Raw genomic sequence first — 21,164 nt, forward strand, 5'->3', positions numbered from 1 at the left:
CGAAGCTGCCTAACCACAAATCCCGTGTCCACTACATGGGGGCAAGGCCCCCGTCCGGGCCGGGGTGGGCACTCGTTGGCGATGCCGGCCACTTCAAGGATCCTTCGGCGGGGCGGGGCATCAGCGATGCGTTCGCTCAGGTCGATGCGCTCGTGCCGGCCGTTGTCCAAGGACTGAGCGGTTCCCCCGAAGCCCAGGACGCGGCGTTGACGCGGTGGGGCAAGTGGCGTGACCACGAGTTCTCCGACCACTATTGGTTCGCCAACGATCTGGGCAAGGCGGGCCGGGTGCCGTCGGTGTTTCCGCAGATGGTGGCCGACCTGCACGACAAGGGCCAGATCGGGCGCTTCCTCGACCTCTTCACGCACCGGGACAAGCCGTCTCAGGTGCTGAGCCCCGCTCGACTCTTCGGCTCGGCGGGACGGCTCCTGCGGCACCAGCACCAGGGCAGGCGCGCCCTCCTGAACGAGGTGCGCACCCTGGTCGGCGAGAATGCGCGTCACCAGTTCCTCAACCACCGGCACGCTTACGCAACGCCGGCCGAGACGCTGAAACCCGCTGGGGCGACGGAGGTTGACGCCACCAGCACGGTCTGAGCGCTGTCAGGTCAGGGTGTAGGACGTCATCGACAGCGACCCGTAGGTGTAGCCGTCAACGAGCACGCTCGCGGGGGTGTCGGCCGCTGCGCACAACCCGGCGAAATAGAGCATCGGGATGAAGTGGTCCGGTGTGGGGGCCGAGGCGGCGAAGTCGGGATGGTCGTGAAGCCGCAGAATCTGGCCCGGATCAGCGGTCAGCAGGCCGGCTGCGGCGTCGTCGAACCTTGTGGCCCAATCGAATCCGCTGTCGGGCAGTCGGGCATTCATGGCACGCAGGTTGTGCACGATGTTGCCACTGCCGACGATCAGTATGCCCCGGCTGCGTAGCTCGGCCAGTTGCGCGCCGAGTGCGACATGCTCCTCGAGTGGCTTCTCGGCGTTGATCGACAGCTGTACCACCGGGATCGAGGCGTCGGGGAAGGCGTGCACCAACACCGACCAGGTGCCGTGGTCGATGCCCCAGCTGTCCCGGTCGGCCCCGATCCACGTCGGCTTGACGGTTTCGGCGATCTCGTCGGCGAGGTCCGGCAGTCCCGGCGCCGGGTACTGAACGTCGAACAGTTCCTGCGGGAAGCCGTAGAAGTCGTGGATGGTGCGTGGCTGAGCCATGGCGGTGACCGCGGTGGCGTTGATGTACCAGTGCGCGCTGATCACCAGGATCGCGCGTGGCCGCGGCACCGACCGACCGAACTCCGTCCACGCGGCGGTGTATCGGTTGCGTTCGACCGCGTTCATCGGACTGCCGTGTCCGATGAACGCGGCGGGCATGATGCTGGGCAGGTCAGCTGATCCGGTCATCGTTCGACCAACGCTACCGGCATTACCCTCCGGTTGCCGCTGAAGCGGCGGCACGTCCCGCCCGCCGGCCGAAGAACGATCCGGCGCCCAGTTGGGTGCCGCTCGAGTATCCCTTGCCGTCCTGCGCCAGCGTCGATGCACACGCACCCGCGGCGTACAGTCCGGCGATCACGCTGCCGTCGTCGCGCAGCACTTCGCCATCGACCGAAATGGCCAGGCCGCCAAGGGTGAAGCCGCTGTAGAACGCCTTGCCGAGGCTCAGATCGAACGCCGCCCACGGCCCGGTGTCCTGGGGCTCCAGATACTTCTCCGCCTTGTGGAAGTCGGGGTCTTCACCACGGGCCGCATTGGCGTTGTACCGGTCCAGCGAGGCCTGCAGCCGGCCGGCCGGGATGCCGAGCGCGGTTTCCATCTCGGCGACATCTTCCCAACCGTCGATCAGCTGGACCAGCGGCATCACCGGCATCTCGACGTGCTGGGAGTCGACGATGAGATAGGCGGAGCTATCGGGCTGTTCGAGGACGAACGCGGAAGTTCGTGCGTGATAGGAGTCTTCGGCCACGAACCTGTCGCCGCGCCGGTTCACGATGAGTCCGGTGAGTAGTTTGGCGGGCGGATACACCGGTGCGGTCATGAATGCCTGATCCAGGTATTTGGTTGCCGCACCGACGGATTGGCCCATACGAATCCCGATACCGTCGTCGTAGCTGCTGCCCAGGGCAAAAACGCGCTCGTCATTCAGCTGCGGCACATGCTGCGCCAGCATCTCGGGGTTCATCACGAAGCCGCCGGTGGTCAGCACGACGGACTTCGCCCGCACGGCGCCGGTCTCACCGAAGTGCTTCCAGGTGGCGCCGACGATTCGGTCGTCCTCGACGACCAGCGCACAGACGCCTGTCTCATAACGGATTTCCGCGCCCAGCTCCGCGAGCCGTTCGACGAGAAGCTTGACCACCATGCCCGCGCCGCCGGTATCGCCCGGCACCGGAACCTTGTGGCCCCGGGGTGCGGGCACCGCCTGCTCCCGGAACGGCCACACCTGCTCGTTGCCGGTGTACATCAGGCCCTGCGTCTCCGGCTGGATGACGGCCTTGTGCGGGTAGTAGCTGCGCTCGAACTCGAACCCGAGCGCCTCCAGCCATCGGAGGTGCTCGGCACTGCCTTCGCAGTAGGCGTTGATCAGTTCCGGCACAGGGTCTTTCGACACCGCGGTCAGATATGCGGCCATCTCCTCGGCGGAGTCGGCCTGCCCGGTGGCCGCCTGGACCGCGGTGCCGCCGCCGAGGTAGAAGTGGCCGCCCGCCATGGCCGTCGTGCCACCGGCGACCGCGGCACGCTCGAGCACCAACACCCGGGCGCCGGACGCCGCGGCTTCCACCGCGGCGCATCCGCCGGCCATGCCGAGTCCGACGACCAGGACGTCGACCTCGTCGGAGTACGACGAAACACTTTGTGCTGCAACGGTTTCCGGGATCATTTCGACCCCGTCGCAGCCGCCTTGATGTGCTCGAACATCGCGCGGATCTCGGGGCTGAACTCACCGAGTTCGATGTACGGGACTCCAGCCGAGGCGCCGTCGATGTATGCGAAACGCATCATGCCGCCCGACATCTCACCCTGCTGCACGATGGCCAGCCCCTGTTCCTGCGCCGACCTCACCGCTGCGCCGAAATCGCTTGGCTCGAAGCACACGTGGTGCAGTCCCGGGCCGCTGCGGTCCAGGAATTCGGTGTAGATGCTGGTGCCCCGCACCGGCTGGATCAGTTCCAACTGCATGTCGCCCGAATACGACATCGAGATGTGGGCGGTGAAATCCGCGGGCTCGCCGTGCAGGCGACAGGTCTCGGGCCCGAACTCGATGTTCGGCATCCGCACCCAGGCGCCGACCCCGTACTGCCGGCTCAGCAACTGCTCGGTGGCCTCGATGTCGTCAGTGACCCAGGCGATTTGGCAGATCTGTCCGTACGAGACGGTCATGGTTCTTCCTTCCGGGGAGAACGGCAGGGCTGAGGCAGGTGACCCAAAACTAAGCGAGCAAGCTTAAATGGTCAAGCATCGGTGATTGCAATCTGAAGCGTGAGGGCTAAACTGAGGCCCGTGAGTCGGCCCGGTGCACGCACGCAGCTGCTTCTCGCCGGTGAACGCTTGATAGCCGAATCCGGACCCGAGGTCTCCCTGCGTGATGTCGCGGTGGCCGCGGGGCAGCGCAACAATTCGGCCGTCCACTATCACTTCGGATCACGAGATGGCTTGATCAAAGCCATCATCGGCCATCGGCAGGCCCCGCTGGAACAAGCGCGATTGGCGCTGCTGGCCGAGCACGAAAGTGCCGGCGAGCCGGACGACAGCATCACCGCGCTGGTGACCATCCTGGTCGAGCCGCTTTTCGACACCCCGTACTCCGACGGATCGAGCCACTATGCGCGCTTCCTCGAACGCGTCCGCAATCATCCTGTGATGGCCGAGCTCACCCTCACGGCCGAGCAGTGGCCCGCCACCCGCATCCTCACCACCCGGCTGCTGCGGGCGCTCGATTACCTACCGGAAGCGCTTCGGCGCCAACGGATGGCCGCGATGGCCTCGGTGATGTACACGCTGCTCGCCGACCATGAACGGCATGTAGAGGAGCATCGAGATGCGGTCCGCGGTGCCCTCAGCGAGGCCGAGGCACGGGACAACATCATCGCGATGGTCGTCGGTCTACTCACCGCACCGATGCCCTCAGTGGTTGAACCCCAATGAAATTCGACGTTAAGGAGGCGCGCATGTCGGTCACGGAGCCGGAGTCGACGGAAATCCGGGAGATCGAGGCGGGCGAGAACCCGACCCGCTTCGCCCGCGGCTGGCACTGCCTCGGCCTGATCCGCGACTTCAACGACGGCAAGCCACACCAGATCGATGCCTTCGGAACGTCTTTGGTGGTCTTCGCCGACAGCCAGGGCCGGTTGAACGTGCTCGACGCCTACTGCCGGCACATGGGCGGCAACCTGGCCTACGGCAGCGTCAAGGGTGACTCGATCGCGTGCCCGTTCCACGACTGGCGGTGGGGTGGCGACGGCAAGTGCACGCTGGTGCCGTATGCCAAGCGAACCCCGCGGCTGGCCCGCACCCGGTCGTGGCGCACGCTGGAACGCAACGGGCAACTGTTCGTCTGGAACGACCCGCAGGGCACCATCCCGCCCCCGGAGGTCGACATCCCCGAGATCGAGGGCTACGGCACCGACGAGTGGACCGACTGGACCTGGAACATCCAGTTGATCGAAGGGTCGCACTGCCGCGAGATCATCGACAACAACGTCGACATGGCGCATTTCTTCTACGTGCACTACGCATTTCCCCGGAACTTCAAGAACATCTTCGAAGGTCACATCGCCACCCAGGTGATGGATTCGACGCCCCGCGGCGACATTGTCGTCAGCACCTTCCACGACCCGACGTCCATCCTCTATTCGGAGGCTTCGTATTTCGGCCCGTCGTACATGATCGACCGGTTGCGCAGCGTCGCCAATGGCATGACCGTCGAGACCATCCTGATCAACTCGCATTATCCCGTCAGCCCGAACTCGTTCGTGTTGCAGTACGGGGCCATCGTGAAAAAGCTCCCGAGCATGAGCGAAGAGGAGAACGCTGAACTGGCACGGACTTTCATCGAGGGCGTCCAGACCGGCTTCGAGCAGGACGTCGAGATCTGGAAGCACAAGGCCCGCATCGACAATCCGCTGCTCACCGAGGAAGACGGCCCGGTGTACCAGCACCGCCGTTGGTACGAGCAGTTCTACGTCGACGTCGAGGACGTCACACCGGAGATGACTGACCGCTTCGAGTTCGAGATCGACACCACGCATTCCGTCGAAAGTTGGGAAGCGGAAGTGGCGGAGAACCTGGCGGCCGCGGCCGAGAGCTGAGATCAGGCCGACAGGTCGGCTGCGGGCGTCCAGAACCGGGTCTGGCCGGGGCCGCTGGTCTTGGCGTCATACATCGCGACGTCAGCGTGTTTGAGAATCTCGGCCGCGACGCGGGTCTCGTCGGGTTCGATCACCGTGACCCCGACGCTGGCGCTGGCGCGCACGCGGTGCCCGTCGACGGAGATGGGATCGGCGAGAGCGTCGTGCAGACGTTGCGCGAGGCGGTGGAGCTTGTCGACCGCCGCGGGTGCGCCGACGAGGACGAGGAACTCGTCGCCGCCGATGCGCGCGACGGTGTCGTCCTCGCTCAGTACGTTGCTGAACCGCTCGGCGCAAATCTTGATCACCGTGTCGCCGGCGTGATGGCCGAGGGTGTCGTTGACCTCTTTGAGTTGGTCGAGGTCGATGAAGATCACCGCAGCCAATGGCGGGACGCCGATACCGCTGAGCGCCCGGGTGATCCGGTCGGTGATCCACGCCCGGTTGGGTAGGCCGGTGAGAGTGTCATGGGTGGCGTCGTACCGCAGCCGCTCGCTGGCCAGATGCGCGTCGGTCGCGTCGGCGAACGACACCAGCACGGCGGAGCCGCCGTGATCGTCGGGATCCAGCAGACACGTGCTGACGGACAGCCAGATGCGCCGGTCGCCGACGGCCGATACGTAGATCAGCGCATCGTGCACCGGCTGGCCGGTACGACGGGTGATGGTGACAGGGTGTTCGCCGTCGCTCAGGATGTGGTTCTCGAAGGTGTCGACCGGGAAGAGCCCGGTGAGTGCGGTGCCGGTGGCGGGGTATTGCGGGGGTAGCCCGAGGATGCGCAGCGACGCCGGGTTGGCCGATTCGATCCGATTGTCCGGGCCGATGACCATGACGCCGCGGTGCAGAGAATCGACCACGCTCTGGAAGTGCTGCTCGGCGCGGCGCAGCGCGGTCTGGTCGGAACAGACCAGCACGTAGCCGGCTTCCATGGCCGCCGCCGACACTCTGACGGCCAGGGGGCGCCAGTCTTTGGTGTGGTGGGTGGCGTGCTGGACTCCGCGGGCGGCGACGATGGCGGCCGGGTTCAGCGCGGCGCCGACGGCGATGCCGATGGCCAATCCCAGTGCCTCTGAGGCGGGCCGCTGGTAGATGGCCTCGGCGGCCGGATTCCAGGCCGTGACGGTGCCATTCGGCGCGGTGGCGATGATGGCGTCGGATACGTGCTCGACCAGCGCCGCCTGGTATCGCAGCATGGCCTGCGCGGCCTTCTGCGCGGTGATGTCCCGAAACACCACCTGGTAGGCGGACCGGCCTTCCCACGTGGTCAGGATCGACACCGATTCGACGTCGAGCGTCCCGCCGTCGAAGCGCAGCAGCGCGGCTTCCGACGGGTCGGACGCGTCGCCTTCGTTCCGGAGGGCGGCGATCCGGGTCAGCATGGCCGGCACCGAATCCGAATGGACGAAGTCGGTGATGGGGTGCCCGACCAGCTGATCCGCCGACTCGGCGCCGATCCACCGGATGGCAGCGGGGTTGACGTAGACCACCAGTCCGGCCTCGTGCACACAGATGGCATCGGGACTGTGGTCGACGAGCACCCGGAACCGCTCGTCGCACGGGTCCGGCCCGGCCGGACCCGTGTCCGGGCTGCTGTACGACACGGGTCCCTCCGGATTCGCTTCGACTGAGTGTCCAGAGTGCCCCTCATTCGCCCTCGTTGACAACCGGAACGTTCCGCCCACTGGGCGGCTTGTGTCTGGCGATGGCGCCGGCAGACATTTGGTAGTGCCTTCTGGCGAATTCCGCAGGACGATAACCGGGTTGCGGTCAACGTGCTGCTCACCACGGCAGCGGACGAGGAGAAGTGAACATGGCAAACGGGATCGACATCGCCGGCATCGGTGCGGCAACGGGATACGGGTGGGGCCGCGACAAGTTGTGGTCCGGCTTGCTGCGCGGTAAACCGGCGGCCGCGCTGTATCCGGGCTATGGCACGAGCGGCCGGGACGCCGGATGGCTGGCGCGCGTGCCGGACGGCGGGTCGTCGGCGGATGGACCGACTCGTTCGGCGCGAGCGATGCGTGCGGTGGCCCGCGAGGCGATCGACGACGCCGGTGCCCGCGGTTGGACACCCGGGCGCCGGGTGGGGTTGTTGCATGCGCTGGTGCTGCCCGAGATCGAGACGTGGCGCGACTTCTACCTCAACGACGGTTGCTCCCGGCAGGTTCGTGACTACCTGGCGCTCATGCCGTCGACCGCGGTGTCAATGGTCATGCAGGAGCACGGTTTCCACGGTCCGGCGATGAATGTGTCGGCGATGTGCGCGTCCGGGAACGCCGGGCTCATCACCGCCAAGATGTGGCTGGACGCCGGCATGGTCGACGACGTCGTGTTCCTGGCGACGGACCTGTCGCTGACTCCCGAGAACGTCGAACACTTCGTCAAACTCGGTGTGGCCGTGGTGGATTCCGAGCCGCTGGACGCGTGCCGGCCGTTCCAGGAGGGTAGCCGGGGCTTCTCGGTGGGTGAAGCCGCGGTGGCGTTCGTGCTGACCCGACAGCACACGCGGGCCTATGCGTCGGTGCTGGGTGGCGCGATGACGCACGACGCGTACCACGTCACCTCGGTGGACCCGAGCCGAGTGCAGGTCGACGAATGCGTGCGCGGCGCGCTGGATGCCGCAGGGGTCGAAGCCGCCGACATCGCGTACGTCAACGCGCACGGCCCCGGTACCCGGCAGTGCGACGCCGCGGAGGGGGGAATAGTCGACGACATCTTCGGCGGGCGGCCTGGCCTGTATTCGGTCAAACAGTTGGTTGGGCATTGCCAAGGCGCTGCCGCGGCAGTCGAGATCGCAGCGGCCGCAATGGCTTACGAGCACGGTGTGATCCCGGCCCCGCCGACCGTCGCGCCCGGGCATCACCGGTTGCTGGACGGGCCGACCCCGATCGACGGTGGTCTGACCCTCAAGACCTCGCTGGGGATGGGTGGCCAGAATTCAGCGGTGGTGTTGGCGCCGGCTTAGCGGGTTTTCGTCGTCAGGCCTCGGCGGTTCGGCTGTGGCCGAGCAATGCTGCCACGAGATCGAGCGCGGTACCGACCTCTGGTGCACCACCGCCGAGCAGCGGGGCGTAGAGGTGGGCGTCGCACATCCGGATGAGTGCCAGGCCGAAAGTGGCTGTGGGCAAAGGCAATTCCAGCCGGCCGGCGGCCACCTCGGCGTCCAGCAGCTCGCCGACCAAGCGCCCCGCGGTCTGTTCGACGAGTCCGGGCAGCAGCATGAGCCGCACGATCAGGAGCGGCTCGCGGTGCGATACCACCTGCAGGGGTTTCGCGTCGACGACCGCGTGCAGGAAGCGGTCCATCACTTCCAGGATGTAACCGGTGCCGCCGGGCGGTTCGGCATCGGGGCCGGCCTCTGCGGCCATGTCCGCGACGGTGCGCCGGAAAGTGCGTTCCGTGGCCTCGGCCAGCACGGTGGCGAGCAGGTCTTCCCGGTTGCCGACCAGTCGATAGAGCGTCGAGCGGCCGATGCCGAGTTCGGTTGCCAGCGCTGACATGTCGACCGACTCGCCTGCCAGATACAGCCGCGTCGCGGCGTCGACCGCGGCCTGGCGGCTCAATGCCGTCCCCAGGCGTGCGGACGGGGTGGGCGTCGTCGACTCTGATCCGGACATCTGACCATTATGGGACATTGCGCTGAAGTGTGCCAGTGTGGCACACTTCGCCTATGTGTCCCACATGTTTGGGGCCGGGTACCGCCAACATCACGAGGAAGTGACATGAGCACGCGATTCGAAGGAAAGACCGCAATCGTCACCGGTGCCAGTCGTGGCATCGGGTTCGCCATCGCCCAGCGCCTGGTCGACGACGGCGCCAAGGTGGTGATCACCGCACGCAAGCAGGAAGCGCTCGACGCCGCCGTCGAGGCCCTCGGTGGGCCGGACGTCGCCCTCGCCGTGGCCGGACGCGGCGACGACACCGAGCATCAGGATGCTGTGGTGGCCAAGGCGATCGAGACCTTCGGTGGTGCCGACCTGTTCGTGAACAACACCGGCATCAACCCGGTGTATGGGCCGCTCATGGACATCGACATGGACGCCGCGCGCAAGATTCTCGAAGTCAACGTGCTGTCCGCACTGTCGTGGGTGCAGAAGGTGAACCGGGCCTGGCAGGGCGAACACGGGGGAGCCATCGTCAACGTCGCGTCCATCGCCGGCCTGCGCCCCGCCCCGGGCATCGCCTTCTACGGCGTCTCCAAAGCCGCGGTCATTCACCTCACCGAGGAACTGGCGGTCGAGCTGGGCCCGAACATCCGGGTCAACGCCGTCGCACCCGCCGTCGTCAAGACGCGGTTCGCGACCGCGCTGTACGAAGGTCGCGAAGACGAGGTCAGCGCGAACTACCCGCTGAAACGCCTTGGTGTGCCGGAAGATATCGGCTCCGTGGTGGCGTTCCTGCTGTCGGACGACGCCGGCTGGATGACCGGTCAGACACTGACCATCGACGGTGGCGTGCTGCTGGGCGGCGGCGTCTGATGGCCGCTGACACGCAGCTGGATCTGCCCGGGCTGGACCTGACTCGACTGGGCGCGTGGCTGTCGGCCACGGTGCCCGGCGCCGGCGCCGACCTGTCGGCGACGTTGATCGCGGGCGGCAAATCGAATCTGACTTACCGTGTCACAGACGGTGATTCGTCGTGGATCGTCCGCCGGCCACCGGTGGGTGAACTGCTCGCCACCGCGCACGACATGAGCCGCGAATACCGGATGATGTCGGCCCTGGCGCCCACATCGGTGCCGGTGCCGGCCATGTACGGCTTCTGCGACGACGTGTCCGTGCTCGGCGCGCCGTTCTATGTGATGGCGCAGATCGACGGCATGCCCTACCGGCAGGCCGCCGAGCTGCAGGCGCTCGGTGCCGAGCGCACCCGGCTCATTTCGGAGCGGCTCGTCGACACCCTGGTGGCAGTGCATTCGGTCGATCCCGCATCGGTGGGGCTCGCCGATTTCGGTCGGCCCGAAGGCTTCCTCGGGCGCCAGGTCGGGCGGTGGCACAAGCAGTTCGCCGCCGCCTACACCCGGGACCTGCCTGCCATGGAGCAGCTCTATCAGGCGCTGTCACAGCGGGTTCCGGGCGATTCGGTACCCGGCATCGTGCATGGCGACTACCGCCTGGACAACGTGCTGTTCGATTCCGCGGACCGGCCCGCTGCCGTCATCGACTGGGAGTTGGCCACCATCGGCGACTCGCTCACCGATCTCGCGTTGATGGTGGCGTACGGGCGGTTGGCCGCATCGGGCACCGGAGAGGTCTCCGATGTCAGCGAAGCGCCGGGCTTCCTGACCGAGCAGGAGATCGTCGACCGCTACACCGCCGGAATCGGCCGCAGCCTCGGTGATTTCGGCTTCTACCTCGGCCTGGCCTTCTTCAAGATGGCGGGCATCTTCGAAGGTATCCACTACCGCTACGTCAACGGGCAGACCGTCGGCGACGGGTTCTCGTTCGCCGGGGACGCGGTGCACATCCTGCTGGACGCCGGCCTCAACGCACTCAAGGAGCACTGACATGGAATTCGCGTACGACGCCAAGACCAAAGAGATGGTCGCCGAACTGACGGCATTCATGGAGAGCTACGTCTACCCGGCCGAGAAGACGTTCCACGAGCAGCTTGCCGCGCTGGACAATCGCTGGGCGTGGGACAGCGTCCCGGTGCTCACCGAGCTGCGCGCCGAGGCCCGTCGTCGCGGGTTGTGGAATCTGTTCCTGCCCGGCGTCAAGGGGGCCGGCCTGACCAATCTGCAGTACGCGCCACTGGCCGAAATCACCGGCCGCAGTATCCAATTGGCGCCCGCCGTCTTCAACTGTGCCGCCCCGGACACCGGAAACATGGAGGTGCTCAACGAATTCGGCACCGAGGAGCAGCAGCGCCAGTGGCTCGAACCGTTGTTGGACGGTGAGATTCGGTCGGCCTTCGCCATGACCGAACCCGACGTGGCGAGCTCGGACGCCACCAACGTCGAGCTGTCCATCGTCCGCGACGGCGACGAGTACGTGATCAACGGTCGCAAATGGTGGATCACCGGAGCGATGAATCCGAACTGCAAGGTGTTCATCGTGATGGGCAAGACGGACCCGACCTCGGAACGACACCGCCAGCAGTCACAGATCCTGGTGCCCCGGGACACCCCCGGGCTCGAGATCCTGCGCGGCATGGAGGTATTCGGCTACGACGACCACGATCACGGTGGGCATGCGGAATTGCGGTTCACCGATGTGCGGGTCCCGGCGTCGAACCTGATCGGTGAAGAGGGCGGCGGCTTCGCCATCGCCCAGGCGCGCCTCGGGCCGGGCCGCATCCACCACTGCATGCGGGCCATCGGTGTCGCTGAGCGCGCTATCGAGATGATGTGTCAGCGGGCCGCGAGCCGGGTCGCGTTCGGCAAGCCGCTGGCCGAGCAGGGCGTCATCCGCGACTGGATCGCCGAATCCCGGGTGCGCATCGAGCAGCTGCGGCTCCTGGTGCTCAAGACAGCCTGGCTCATGGACACCGTGGGAAATCGCGGTGCGCACACCGAGATTCAGTCCATCAAGATCGCCACGCCGCTGACGGTGCAATGGATTCTGGACAAGGCCATCCAGGTGCACGGCGCCGGCGGGGTGTCGCAGGACTTCCCGCTCGCCGCGATGTACGCGGGCATCCGCACGCTGCGGTTCGCCGACGGGCCGGACGAGGTGCACAAGAACGCCCTCGCGCGCACGGAGCTGAAGAAGCACCTGGTGAGCTGAGCCGGTGACGCCGTCCACATCTGCCACTGCAGTCGCAGTGACAGATGTGAACAGCGCGCCGCCGGTCCCGCGAACGTCTTTATTTGCATCGTAAATGTCAATTAAATAGCGTGGTCGCGTGCGGCTTACCGGTTTCAGCGACGTCGGGCTGAGGATTCTGATCCGGCTCGCCGCTGAAGATGGCGTGCAACGGATCTCGACGCGCCAGATCGCCGAGGACATGCAGATCTCGTACACCCACGCGACCAAGGCGTGCGCGCACCTGGCCGCTGCCGGGTGGCTGGACGCCGACCGCGGTCGGGGCGGCGGACTGGCGCTCACCGAGGCCGGCCGCACCGCCCGCCTCGGCGATGTCGTGCGGTCACTGGAAGACGACGGCGAGACCGAACTGGTCGATTGCAGCGGGCTGGATTGCCCGCTGCAATCGGCCTGCCGGCTGCGCACGGCGTTGGCGCAGGCCAAGGTGGCGTTCTATGCGTCGCTGAACACCAGCACCGTCTCCGACCTCGCACAGCCGCCGACGCGCAAACTCCTCTTGAGCCTCGGCGCACTCGCCGCCCAGATTGATTCGGGCACCGATTGAACCGAATGGCTCTGTAGTTCGTGGTACCCCACAACCGCTGCGTAAGGGGACCACGATGCAACTTTCCGCACGCCTGCCCGTCGACCTCGCCGCTGCCGCCGTTGCCGTGGTGGTCGTCGCACCACTGACGCCCGTCACGCCCGTCGCCGAGCATGCGGCGCCCACCGTGTCGCGGGAAATACGTTTGGCCGCAACCGTTCCGCCGGACGGGTTGATCACCAGTTTCGTGAAGAACCAGGGGATCTACTGCTCCCTCATCTGTCCGCTGCTGGCGCAGACCGTCACGACGGGCATCACGACCACACTGCAGGAGCCGGGAGTGTTCCTCGCGGCACTGCCTGCGAACGGCCCGCTCAAGGCGCTCGGCATCGCCGGCGCATCGATGACGGGGCCGACCGCGGCGGCCATGGACAAGGCCATCGATGTGGATGCCGCCATTCCGGCAAAGCGGGCGCTGAACGCCTTCGAGGTCGGTGTGGTGGGTCTGCTCAACATTCCTCCCGCGATCCTCGGCGGTCCCGGTGCGGTCCTGGCGGCGTTCCAGGATTTCCGCCAGCAGACGTTCGACGCGCTCAACGCGCCCGTCGTCCGGGACCCGGAGCCGACGGTGCAGCCGCGCGGCGTGTTCCAGGTCGCGGTGATCGGCGTCATCAATGTGGTTGCGGCAGTGATCTTCCCGGGCTTCAACTTCTTCCTCGCGGGTGCGTTCCACGTCCCCGACGCCGTCGCCCAGGAGCTGGCGAAGACCGGCAATCCGCTCCGCGCATTCATGGCGGGTGTCCAAACCGCTGTCGGCGTGGTGAACAACGCCGGGAACGTCGTCGCGAAGGCCATCGTCGCCGAAGCAAACAAGGTCCGCGCCGCGGCCATGCAGCCCGGTGCCTTCGCACCGTTGGCAGCGTCGAAGCCTGCCACGACGTCCGCCGTCACTCCTGCTGTCACCGTCACGCAGCCGCCGCCGAAGAAGCCGAAGACGGCCTCGCCGTCGCTCGGGCAGTTGCCCAACCCGCTGGCCGGTCTGGCGAAGGGGCTGACGAAGGTCCTGCCGCCCAAGGCCAGGCCGAACCTCAAGCCCGGCGGCACGTTCGGGCTTCAGCTCAAGGATCTCGGCGCCCACACCGGGCTGCTGTCGCGACCGGCCTTGCGCGCCAATCGGTGATTGCGGCCCCGCAGCAAGCGGAGTTGCAACAGCGACTCGGTCCAGAACGCCGATCGCGGCGACGACGTCCACGTCGCGTCGAACAGTTTCTTGGTGGCGGCCAAGGCATCGGGGGACCGCTCGATGAGCTGTGCGGCCAGGGCCTCGGCTGCAGCCACCGGATCGTCGGCGACGGACGTGACCAGTCCATAGCCCAGGGCGTCGGTCCCGGAAAACACCTCGGCGGTCATGGTGAGCCGTTTAGCCACATCCATCGGCAGGAGCTCGCGCAGCGTCACCGACCCCGTCATGTCCGGGATGAGGCCCCACTTGGCCTCCATGACCGACAGCTTGCAGTCGGGTGTCGCGATCCGGAAGTCGGCGGCCAGCGCCACCTGCAGTCCGCCGCCGTAGCAGTGGCCGTGCACCGCCGCGATCACCGGGACCGGCAACTCCCGCCACGCCCAGCACGCCTGCTGGAAGAGATTGGTCTTCTGCCCGGGGAGCTTGCCGAAGTTGCGCACGGCGCTCAGCCCCTGCAGTTTCGCGCCGGCGAAATCCAGCCCGGTGCAGAACGCGCGCCCGTCGCCGCGCAGGATGACGACCCGCACCGAGCGGTCCTGTACCAGCCGACCCGGTATCGCGGCGAGGGCTTCCAGCATCGGCAGGTCAAGGCTGTTCATCTTGTCCGCTCGATTGAGCGTCGCGTAGGCGATGCCGTCGCGGATGTCCACGGTGATCCGGTCCGTCGTCATGGGGGCAGGATAGTGCGCCGCGATGGCTACCACGATGAGGTCCGAAGCTGTGGGTATTTCGTGAAAATGCCCAAACAGCCCCATGGTCGAGCATCCCGCCCTACTGTGCTGCGGCAACGGCTGTAGCGACTCCCAGCAAACCTGCGCGGCGCGTCACTTACCCGCGAGACAATTCATTCCGTTTCGCGAAGACTGTGTCCGAAACCGGAATCGATACGCTACTGTGATCCGCGTGACAGGCGAGGCGCGCGCGACCATGGCCGAGCGCCAGCGTGCAAAACGCGCTGAGCTGGTACGCGAAGAAGTGATCGAAGCCGCACTGGCGGAGTTCGCGGAGCGGGGCTATCACCAGACCTCCATCAGTCACATCGCCAAGCGCCTCGGGTCCGGGCACTCGATGTTCTACCGCTACTTCGAGAACAAGCGCGACATCGTCGACCACGCGGTGCGCCAGGTGAATGCCCGGGTGCTCGCCGCCATCGGCGACTCGAGGCCGGGGCAGTTGACATCCATCACGGAGTTCCGCGATCACCTGCTCGGCATCGGCATGGCCTACAGCGAACTGCTGGCCGACGAGCCGCGGCTGATGCAGTTGATCGTGGTGCAGGCCGCCGGCGTCGACCAACAGATGACCGAGGAGTTCCAGCACCTCTTCGATGACGGCGCCCGCGTCCTCGCGACCATGCTGCGGGACGGCATCAACCAGGGCTACATCCGCGCCGACGTCGATGTCCGCGCGACAGCCCAGACCATCTGTGCCATCCCGTTCGGCATCGCCTTGCGCTACGGGCAGAAGCCGAGCCGTGAAGAACTGATCGCGCAGACCCTCGCAAGCAACGAACTGGTGTGCCGAGGCATCGCCACCGAGTGGCCGGCATCCGGCCAGGAAGCGACGGCCCTGTGACCGACCAGGCACAGCCCAGGGGACTGGCGAAGTGGGGCGCCATCGCCGAGGCCATCGACTGGGTGAAGCGCTATCTGCAGAACCACCCGATCGCGTCGCTGAGCACTGCCGGCGGTCAGATCGTGCTCGGACTGCGGACGCTGGAGTACCTGTTCTTCGACATCATCAAGGGACGCTTCCAGGTGCGCGAGTTCCTGGACCAGGCGGCGTTCATGGCCGGAACCGCTTTCACCCCAACGGTTCTGGTGACCATCCCGATCAGCGTGACGTTGTCTATCCAGTTCGCCTTGCTGGCCGGCCAGGTCGGCGCCTCGTCGCTGTCGGGTGCGGCCACCGGTCTGGTGGTCATCCGGCAGGGCGCCCCGCTGGTCGCGTCGCTGCTGCTCGCGACGGCCGTCGGTTCGGCGGTCTGCGCCGACCTCGGATCGCGCACCATGCGGGAAGAGATCGCCGCCATGGAGGTGATGGGGGTTTCTCCGATCCAGCGCATGGTCGTGCCGCGTCTGGTCGCGTTGGTCCTCATCGGTGTGTTGTTGACCGGCGTCACCAGTTTCGTGGGCTACCTGGCGAGCTACATGTTCAACGTCTATCTGCAGAACGGCACCCCCGGCTCGTTCATCGCCACGTTCTCGTCGTTCTCGACCGTTGGTGACCTGGCGCTGGCCATGGTCAAGGCTGTCGTCTTCGGTGTCATCGTGGCCGTGATCAGCTGCCACAAGGGCCTGGACACCCGCGGCGGTCCGGCCGGTGTGGCCAACTCGGTCAACGCCGCGGTGGTGGAGTCGGTGCTGCTCATGATGATCGTCAACGTCGTGATGAGCCAGCTGTACATCCTCATCTTCCCGAAGACGTCGATCTGACATGGCCGCACCGTCAACATTCACCCCGGGTCTGCTGCGACCGTTCGCGGCGGTCGGCAACGGACTGCTGAAGGCGGCCGGGCGAACCGGCCACATGATCGAGTTCTTCGGCAAGGTCGTGCTGGCCATGCCCACGATGTGGGTGCGCTACCGCAAGGAACTGTTGCGACTGCTCTCGGATATCACCTGGGGCAACGGCTCGATCGTGGTCGGCGGCGGAACCTTGAATGTGGCTGGCGTTCTGGGCGTCACGGCCGGGGCGCTGGTGGCGATCGAGGGGTACAACGCCCTGAACCTGCTGGGTTTGGGGCCTGCCACCGGTTTGGTCTCGTCGTTCGCCACGACGCGTGAGTTGGCGCCGGCAATGATCGCGATGGCGTTCATCGCGCAGGCCGGCTGCCGGTTCACCGCCCAACTCGGCGCCATGCGGATCAATGACGAGATCGACGCGCTCGACACCCTCGGCATCAACTCGGTGGCCTACCTGGTGGCGACGCGGGTGGTGGCGTCGGTCATCGCGGTGGTCCCGCTGTTCCTGGCGTCCTTGGCCCTGGCGTATCTGTCGTGCCAGTTGGTCAGTGTGATCGCCGGCCAGTCCACCGGTACGTACCTGCACTACTTCGGCCTGTTCCTCGAGGGACGGGACGTGCTGTTCGCGACCATCAAGGCGGTGGTGTTCGTGTTCATCTCCTCGACCCTCCAGTGCTACTACGGGTACTTCGCCTCCGGCGGCCCGGCGGGCGTCGGAGTGGCGGCCGGACGCGCAATGCGCGGCAGCGTCACTGTCGTGATGATCGTCAACATGCTGCTCACCATGGCGCTGTGGGGCGTCATCAGTGGTGCAAGGTTCGGTGGCTGATGGCCAACTCGTTCGACCACGACCCGCGCGGCTCGACCGACCGCAAGCTGGGCGTCATCGGCCTGTGCTTCGCGGTGGTCGCCTCGTTCGCCGCGGTCCTCATGGTGGTGAAATCGCAAGGCAAGCTGGACGATTTCATCCGGGTGGACCTCAAGCTCATCAACATCGGTGACGGTCTGCCGGAGCGGTCCGACGTGAAATTCCGCGGCGTGATCGTCGGCATGGTGTCGAGCGTGACGCCCTCGCAGCACGGTCAGCCGAACGTGGTGCACGTCAACATCCAGCCGCAGTTCGCGTCGCAGATCCCCGACAACGTGACCGCGCGTGTGGTGCCCGCCAACCTGTTCGCGGTGTCGGCCGTTCAGCTCGTGCAGAACGGCAACGGGGCGCGGCCCATCCGTTCGGGCGACGTTGTCCTGGAAGACCAGACGCTGCCCACAGTGCTGTTCCAGAACGTGCTGGCGAAGCTGCGCCAGTTGCTCAAGGCCGTCGGTCAGTCACCCGATGCCAACAATGTCGGTGTCTTCGCGGCCATCTCCGAAGCCACCCATGGCCGCGGGCAGAAGCTCACCGATGCGGGGCACGACGTGAATGAGATCATGCGCCAACTGAATTCGGTAGTGCGGTCCGACGACACCGGGCCGACGACGTTGTCCGCACTCAAGGCCGCATCCGAGAGCTTGCGTACCGTGTCGCCGGACCTGTTCGCCGCGCTGGACAGCTCGGTGAAGCCGATGCGGACGTTCGCCGAAAAGCGTTCGCAGCTGACCGGTTTCCTCACCGGCGGGCTGAACACCACGGGAACACTCGGTGATGCTTTCGACCACCAGACCGACCGGATGATCCAGGTCAGTACCGGCCTGACGCCGGGCCTGGGTGTGATTGCGGACCACTCCGGCGAATTCCACGGCATCTCAACACGTTTGCAGGCGCTCGCCAACAAGGCATACGACGAAGCGTGGAACCCGGAGACCAACATGCTGACCGTCAAGGCGGCCATCTCGATGAACCCGTCACGGCAGTACACCCGAGCCGACTGCCCGCGGTATGGCGCGCTGGAGGGCCCGAGCTGCCAGACAGCACCGGAAACTCCGACGGCTCCCGACCTCAAACCGGGTCTGGCCTCGATGGGCACGGCCGTGCCGCCGTGGGTGACCGAGAACCGTCCCAACGTTGCGCCGCCACGGTTCTCGGTGCCGGTGGTGCCGGACTTCCCGGGCCCGCCGGACCCGAATGCGCCGCCGGCACCCCAGGCGGGACCCGCTCCGGGCCCGCAGGCCGTGCCCGCACCGCCGGGGCCGCCGTTGCCCGCAGAAGCCGGCGCACCCGCCCAGATTCAGCAGCAATCAGCGCCGCTGTACGGCGGAACCGTCGGGCCGGTCGGCAGCGATGTCGAGAAGGATCAGTTGAGCAAGATCGTCGGTGGCCCAGCCACATCCGCCACCCAACTGTTGCTCGGTCCTGTCGCGCGTGGCCAAGAAATACAGGTCACTCCGATTCCGGAGGGACAGCGATGAAACTGAAACGCAGCACCGTCGTTTTTCTCACGCTGTTCCTGGTGTTCTCCGTTGCCGTCACGTGGATGGTGTTCGCCACCTTGCAACGCAACATCGCCGGGCCGACCACGACGTACTCGGCCATGTTCAGCGACGTGTCGGGTCTGGCCGAGGGCGATGACGTCCGGGTGGCCGGCGTTCGGGTGGGCCGGGTCGACAAGATCGAACTGACGCCCGACTACCGGGCCAAGGTCACCTTCCAGATCCACAGCAATCAGACCCTCTACACCAACACGCTGGCCTCGGTGACCTACCAGAACATCATCGGGCAGCGGTATGTCGGGCTCAGCCAGGGTGACGGAGACAAGCGGAAATTGGCTGCGGGCGCGCTGATTCCGGTGAATCGGACCAATCCGTCGTTCGATATCTCCTACATGCTCAATGGTTTCGAGCCTTTGTTCACCGAGTTGGATCCGAAGCAGGTGGACAATCTGACGAACGCCATCATCCAGGCGTTCCAGGGCAACCAGGGGTCGCTTTTGACGTTGACCACCCAGGCCTCGGTGCTGACGCAGACGCTGGCGGGTCCTGATGCGGCACTGGGTGATCTGATTGCCAACCTGGACAAGCTGATGACGACACTGGCCAAGCAGAGCAGCAACCTGGAGACCATGCTGAGCCAGACGTCGGCGTCGTTGGCAGCCTTCAACAGCCGGCGTGAGGAACTGCTTTCCTCGGTGGGATCGATCACCGCCAACGTCTCGCGGCTGTCGACGATCGTCAACGCGATCACCCCGCAGATGCAGGAATTCATCGCCCGCGACCCCGGCTTCTTGAAGTACAGCACCACCGATGGCAAAGCCCGGTTCGGCTACATGATGGCCAATGTGCCACTGCTGCTGAAGGGCCTGAGCCGGATGACGCAGGACGGCACGTACCTCAACGCCTATCCCTGCGACGTCGACTTCGCGCTGTGGCGCGGTCTGAAGCAGTGGTTCCAGAACTTCGTCATCGCCGCCACCCCGGGTAACGGCAACGAAGTGTGGCACACGGCGGTATGCCGATGAGCAGCCTCTTCGGCGGCCCACTTCGCCCGGCCAACATCCCGGGTGGGCGCCAGCGAGTCCTGGAGGACTACAACAAGTTCTGGCTCGGTGTCATCGGTCTGACGGTCATTGTCGTCATGGTTGTCACGGTGGTGCTGATCAGTGTTCTGGACTTCGGCAGGAAGCAGTACACCGCCGAGTTCGCCCAGGCCGCCGCCATCAAGTCGGGCAATGCGGTGACCATCGCGGGCATCCACGTCGGCGAGGTGCAGGACGTCGCCCTGGCCGGTGACCACGTGGTGGTCACCTTCAAGGCCGACAAGAACGTGCGGCTGGGCACCGAGACCCGCGCGGCCATCAAGCTCACCACCATCCTCGGGTCTCGCTATCTGGAGCTGGTACCGGCCGGCCCTGGTGAATTGCGCAGCAACACAATCAAATTGAGTCACACGGAAGTGCCGTATGACCTGCAGAAGACGCTGGAGGGCGCGACCAGCACTCTGGCTCCGCTGGACGCTGATCGGATCGCCGAGTCGGTGCGCGTCATGAGTGCCAGCCTGCAGGGCCTGCCCGACGCACTGCCACAGGCGCTGACCAATCTGAATTCACTGGCCGGCGTGATCCAGTCTCGACGTGATCAGCTGGGCACGCTGATCTCCAACGCGGACACGATCGCTGCACTGCTGCACCGACAGAAGGCTGATCTGGGCGCACTTGTGTTGCAGGGCAATCAGATTCTGGGTGAGATCACCACGCGGCGGGCTGCGGTTCAGCGCCTGTTCGACGGGGTGACCTTGCTGGCCGACCGGGCACATACGATTCTGGCCGACGAGCCGCAACTCGACGCGCTCATCAACAGCCTGCACGACTTCGCCAAGATGTTGGCCGATCACGATGCGCTGGTTCGCAACATCCTGCAGAACGCACCGATCGCGGCGCGCGATTTCGCCAACATCATGGGTAGTGGGAATGCCGCTGATGTGCAGCTCTCGGGCGGACTCATGGTGGATGCCTGGATGTGCGCGATCAGCGGTCGAGCCCGGCAGTTCAACATCGTCGAGTACTTCAAGGACTGCAAATGAGAAAGCGCGCCTTGATCATTGCCGTGGTGGCCGTCGTCGCGGTGGTGTCGTTGGTGACGACGGCCGCCGCCGTGGCGCCGAAATTCTGGCACCGCGACATCAGGGTGACGGCGCATTTCCAGGACGCCGTCGGCTTGTATCCCGGCAATGCGGTGTCGGTGCTCGGCATGCAGGTCGGCAAGGTCGACACCGTGGAGAACAAGGGCAGCTATGTCGAGGTCACCATGGACATCGATCGGAAGGTCCCCGTACCGAGCGATGTCGTCGGGTTGCGTCCAGCAGAGTGGTGTACGAGTCGGACCTGATCAGCGGTACCGGCGTGTCGTAGCCGAGTGATTGAAGGTCATCGCGTGATTCTTCGAGGGACCGTCC

The 21,164-nt window shown here is 66.0% G+C and carries 22 protein-coding genes; 16 read left to right on the plus strand and 6 right to left on the minus strand.

Going from position 1 to position 21,164, the window contains the following annotated elements:
- On the plus strand, positions 1–596 hold a 596-nt coding region (locus EB75_RS06665; protein ID WP_502689344.1), incomplete at its 5' end, for an NAD(P)/FAD-dependent oxidoreductase.
- A gap of 6 nt (positions 597–602) precedes the next feature.
- Here the strand turns inward: EB75_RS06665 and ygiD are convergent.
- The 3 genes from ygiD to EB75_RS06680 are packed head-to-tail and all read right to left on the minus strand — an operon-like array spanning position 603 to position 3,374.
- Complete coding sequence (gene ygiD / locus EB75_RS06670) at positions 603–1,367, minus strand: 4,5-DOPA-extradiol-dioxygenase (protein WP_073694717.1); 765 nt, start codon at positions 1,365–1,367, stop codon at positions 603–605.
- Between the two features lie 52 nt (positions 1,368–1,419).
- Positions 1,420–2,874: an FAD-binding protein gene (locus EB75_RS06675; RefSeq protein ID WP_073694685.1), complete on the minus strand. Its 1,455-nt coding sequence runs from the start codon at positions 2,872–2,874 to the stop codon at positions 1,420–1,422.
- Complete coding sequence (locus tag EB75_RS06680) at positions 2,871–3,374, minus strand: VOC family protein (protein ID WP_073694686.1); 504 nt, start codon at positions 3,372–3,374, stop codon at positions 2,871–2,873. The genes EB75_RS06675 and EB75_RS06680 overlap by 4 nt, the downstream gene beginning before the upstream one ends.
- Positions 3,375–3,494: 120 nt before the next feature.
- Between EB75_RS06680 and EB75_RS06685 the strand changes: the two genes are divergently transcribed.
- On the plus strand, positions 3,495–4,139 hold the full coding sequence (locus tag EB75_RS06685; protein ID WP_073694687.1) for a TetR family transcriptional regulator: 645 nt from the start codon (positions 3,495–3,497) through the stop codon (positions 4,137–4,139).
- A gap of 23 nt (positions 4,140–4,162) precedes the next feature.
- Complete coding sequence (locus EB75_RS06690; RefSeq protein WP_142239468.1) at positions 4,163–5,302, plus strand: 3-ketosteroid-9-alpha-monooxygenase, oxygenase component; 1,140 nt, start codon at positions 4,163–4,165, stop codon at positions 5,300–5,302.
- 2 nt (positions 5,303–5,304) lie between these two features.
- Here EB75_RS06690 and EB75_RS06695 read toward each other — a convergent pair whose 3' ends face one another.
- Positions 5,305–6,942, minus strand: coding sequence for a diguanylate cyclase domain-containing protein (locus EB75_RS06695; RefSeq protein WP_073694689.1), 1,638 nt, complete (start codon positions 6,940–6,942; stop codon positions 5,305–5,307).
- Between the two features lie 209 nt (positions 6,943–7,151).
- On the opposite strand from EB75_RS06695, the gene EB75_RS06700 reads away from it, so the two are divergent.
- Positions 7,152–8,306: a beta-ketoacyl synthase N-terminal-like domain-containing protein gene (locus EB75_RS06700; RefSeq protein WP_073694718.1), complete on the plus strand. Its 1,155-nt coding sequence runs from the start codon at positions 7,152–7,154 to the stop codon at positions 8,304–8,306.
- A gap of 13 nt (positions 8,307–8,319) precedes the next feature.
- On the opposite strand, the gene EB75_RS06705 is transcribed toward EB75_RS06700, so the two are convergent.
- A complete protein-coding gene (locus EB75_RS06705) occupies positions 8,320–8,958 on the minus strand; it encodes a TetR/AcrR family transcriptional regulator (RefSeq protein WP_073694690.1) in 639 nt (212 codons plus the stop codon).
- A 105-nt stretch (positions 8,959–9,063) separates the two neighbouring features.
- Between EB75_RS06705 and EB75_RS06710 the strand changes: the two genes are divergently transcribed.
- The 5 genes from EB75_RS06710 (at position 9,064) to EB75_RS06730 (ending at position 13,811) form a co-directional block, all read left to right on the plus strand.
- Positions 9,064–9,819 (plus strand): SDR family oxidoreductase, encoded by a 756-nt coding sequence (locus EB75_RS06710; protein WP_073694691.1) that lies wholly within the window; start codon positions 9,064–9,066, stop codon positions 9,817–9,819.
- A complete protein-coding gene (locus tag EB75_RS06715) occupies positions 9,819–10,847 on the plus strand; it encodes a phosphotransferase family protein (protein ID WP_073694692.1) in 1,029 nt (342 codons plus the stop codon). The genes EB75_RS06710 and EB75_RS06715 overlap by 1 nt, the downstream gene beginning before the upstream one ends.
- A 1-nt stretch (position 10,848) precedes the next feature.
- Positions 10,849–12,069 carry an acyl-CoA dehydrogenase family protein gene (locus EB75_RS06720; RefSeq protein ID WP_073694693.1) on the plus strand — a complete coding sequence of 407 codons (1,221 nt, stop codon included), beginning with the start codon at positions 10,849–10,851 and terminating at the stop codon, positions 12,067–12,069.
- A gap of 118 nt (positions 12,070–12,187) precedes the next feature.
- Positions 12,188–12,652: an RrF2 family transcriptional regulator gene (locus EB75_RS06725; protein WP_073694694.1), complete on the plus strand. Its 465-nt coding sequence runs from the start codon at positions 12,188–12,190 to the stop codon at positions 12,650–12,652.
- A 55-nt stretch (positions 12,653–12,707) separates the two neighbouring features.
- Positions 12,708–13,811, plus strand: coding sequence for a hypothetical protein (locus EB75_RS06730; RefSeq protein ID WP_073694695.1), 1,104 nt, complete (start codon positions 12,708–12,710; stop codon positions 13,809–13,811).
- Here EB75_RS06730 and EB75_RS06735 read toward each other — a convergent pair.
- Complete coding sequence (locus EB75_RS06735; protein ID WP_073694719.1) at positions 13,745–14,545, minus strand: crotonase/enoyl-CoA hydratase family protein; 801 nt, start codon at positions 14,543–14,545, stop codon at positions 13,745–13,747. The two genes, EB75_RS06730 and EB75_RS06735, sit on opposite strands and share 67 nt — an antisense overlap.
- A gap of 256 nt (positions 14,546–14,801) precedes the next feature.
- Between EB75_RS06735 and EB75_RS06740 the strand changes: the two genes are divergently transcribed.
- The 7 genes from EB75_RS06740 to EB75_RS06770 are packed head-to-tail and all read left to right on the plus strand — an operon-like array spanning position 14,802 to position 21,097.
- Positions 14,802–15,449 (plus strand): TetR/AcrR family transcriptional regulator, encoded by a 648-nt coding sequence (locus EB75_RS06740; protein ID WP_073694720.1) that lies wholly within the window; start codon positions 14,802–14,804, stop codon positions 15,447–15,449.
- Positions 15,446–16,309 (plus strand): MlaE family ABC transporter permease, encoded by an 864-nt coding sequence (locus tag EB75_RS06745; protein WP_502689345.1) that lies wholly within the window; start codon positions 15,446–15,448, stop codon positions 16,307–16,309. The genes EB75_RS06740 and EB75_RS06745 overlap by 4 nt, the downstream gene beginning before the upstream one ends.
- 1 nt (position 16,310) lies before the next feature.
- Positions 16,311–17,168: an ABC transporter permease gene (locus EB75_RS06750; RefSeq protein WP_073694696.1), complete on the plus strand. Its 858-nt coding sequence runs from the start codon at positions 16,311–16,313 to the stop codon at positions 17,166–17,168.
- The gene (locus tag EB75_RS06755; RefSeq protein ID WP_073694697.1) at positions 17,168–18,685 is read left to right on the plus strand and encodes an MlaD family protein; all 1,518 of its coding nucleotides are present in this window, start codon (positions 17,168–17,170) and stop codon (positions 18,683–18,685) included. Before EB75_RS06750 ends, EB75_RS06755 begins: the two co-directional genes overlap by 1 nt.
- Positions 18,682–19,731, plus strand: coding sequence for an MlaD family protein (locus EB75_RS06760; RefSeq protein WP_073694698.1), 1,050 nt, complete (start codon positions 18,682–18,684; stop codon positions 19,729–19,731). The genes EB75_RS06755 and EB75_RS06760 overlap by 4 nt, the downstream gene beginning before the upstream one ends.
- On the plus strand, positions 19,728–20,792 hold the full coding sequence (locus EB75_RS06765) for an MCE family protein (protein WP_073694722.1): 1,065 nt from the start codon (positions 19,728–19,730) through the stop codon (positions 20,790–20,792). Before EB75_RS06760 ends, EB75_RS06765 begins: the two co-directional genes overlap by 4 nt.
- On the plus strand, positions 20,789–21,097 hold the full coding sequence (locus EB75_RS06770; protein ID WP_073694699.1) for an MlaD family protein: 309 nt from the start codon (positions 20,789–20,791) through the stop codon (positions 21,095–21,097). Before EB75_RS06765 ends, EB75_RS06770 begins: the two co-directional genes overlap by 4 nt.
- Positions 21,098–21,164 lie beyond the last annotated feature (67 nt).

Source organism: Mycobacterium sp. ST-F2, from assembly GCF_001905655.1.
Lineage (GTDB): Bacteria > Actinomycetota > Actinomycetes > Mycobacteriales > Mycobacteriaceae > Mycobacterium.

What these genes read in the sequence shown, in the direction of transcription:
- EB75_RS06675 (WP_073694685.1), bottom strand. Translation starts at nt 2,874, where the DNA reads ATGATCCCGGAAACCGTTGCAGCACAAAGTGTTTCGTCGTACTCCGAC.
- EB75_RS06735 (WP_073694719.1), bottom strand. Translation starts at nt 14,545, where the DNA reads ATGACGACGGACCGGATCACCGTGGACATCCGCGACGGCATCGCCTAC.
- ygiD (WP_073694717.1), bottom strand. Translation starts at nt 1,367, where the DNA reads ATGCCCGCCGCGTTCATCGGACACGGCAGTCCGATGAACGCGGTCGAA.
- EB75_RS06740 (WP_073694720.1), top strand. Translation starts at nt 14,802, where the DNA reads ATGGCCGAGCGCCAGCGTGCAAAACGCGCTGAGCTGGTACGCGAAGAA.
- EB75_RS06690 (WP_142239468.1), top strand. Translation starts at nt 4,163, where the DNA reads ATGTCGGTCACGGAGCCGGAGTCGACGGAAATCCGGGAGATCGAGGCG.
- EB75_RS06715 (WP_073694692.1), top strand. Translation starts at nt 9,819, where the DNA reads ATGGCCGCTGACACGCAGCTGGATCTGCCCGGGCTGGACCTGACTCGA.
- EB75_RS06770 (WP_073694699.1), top strand. Translation starts at nt 20,789, where the DNA reads ATGAGAAAGCGCGCCTTGATCATTGCCGTGGTGGCCGTCGTCGCGGTG.
- EB75_RS06720 (WP_073694693.1), top strand. Translation starts at nt 10,849, where the DNA reads ATGGAATTCGCGTACGACGCCAAGACCAAAGAGATGGTCGCCGAACTG.
- EB75_RS06680 (WP_073694686.1), bottom strand. Translation starts at nt 3,374, where the DNA reads ATGACCGTCTCGTACGGACAGATCTGCCAAATCGCCTGGGTCACTGAC.
- EB75_RS06705 (WP_073694690.1), bottom strand. Translation starts at nt 8,958, where the DNA reads ATGTCCGGATCAGAGTCGACGACGCCCACCCCGTCCGCACGCCTGGGG.
- EB75_RS06730 (WP_073694695.1), top strand. Translation starts at nt 12,708, where the DNA reads ATGCAACTTTCCGCACGCCTGCCCGTCGACCTCGCCGCTGCCGCCGTT.
- EB75_RS06755 (WP_073694697.1), top strand. Translation starts at nt 17,168, where the DNA reads ATGGCCAACTCGTTCGACCACGACCCGCGCGGCTCGACCGACCGCAAG.
- EB75_RS06700 (WP_073694718.1), top strand. Translation starts at nt 7,152, where the DNA reads ATGGCAAACGGGATCGACATCGCCGGCATCGGTGCGGCAACGGGATAC.
- EB75_RS06765 (WP_073694722.1), top strand. Translation starts at nt 19,728, where the DNA reads ATGAGCAGCCTCTTCGGCGGCCCACTTCGCCCGGCCAACATCCCGGGT.
- EB75_RS06710 (WP_073694691.1), top strand. Translation starts at nt 9,064, where the DNA reads ATGAGCACGCGATTCGAAGGAAAGACCGCAATCGTCACCGGTGCCAGT.
- EB75_RS06750 (WP_073694696.1), top strand. Translation starts at nt 16,311, where the DNA reads ATGGCCGCACCGTCAACATTCACCCCGGGTCTGCTGCGACCGTTCGCG.
- EB75_RS06760 (WP_073694698.1), top strand. Translation starts at nt 18,682, where the DNA reads ATGAAACTGAAACGCAGCACCGTCGTTTTTCTCACGCTGTTCCTGGTG.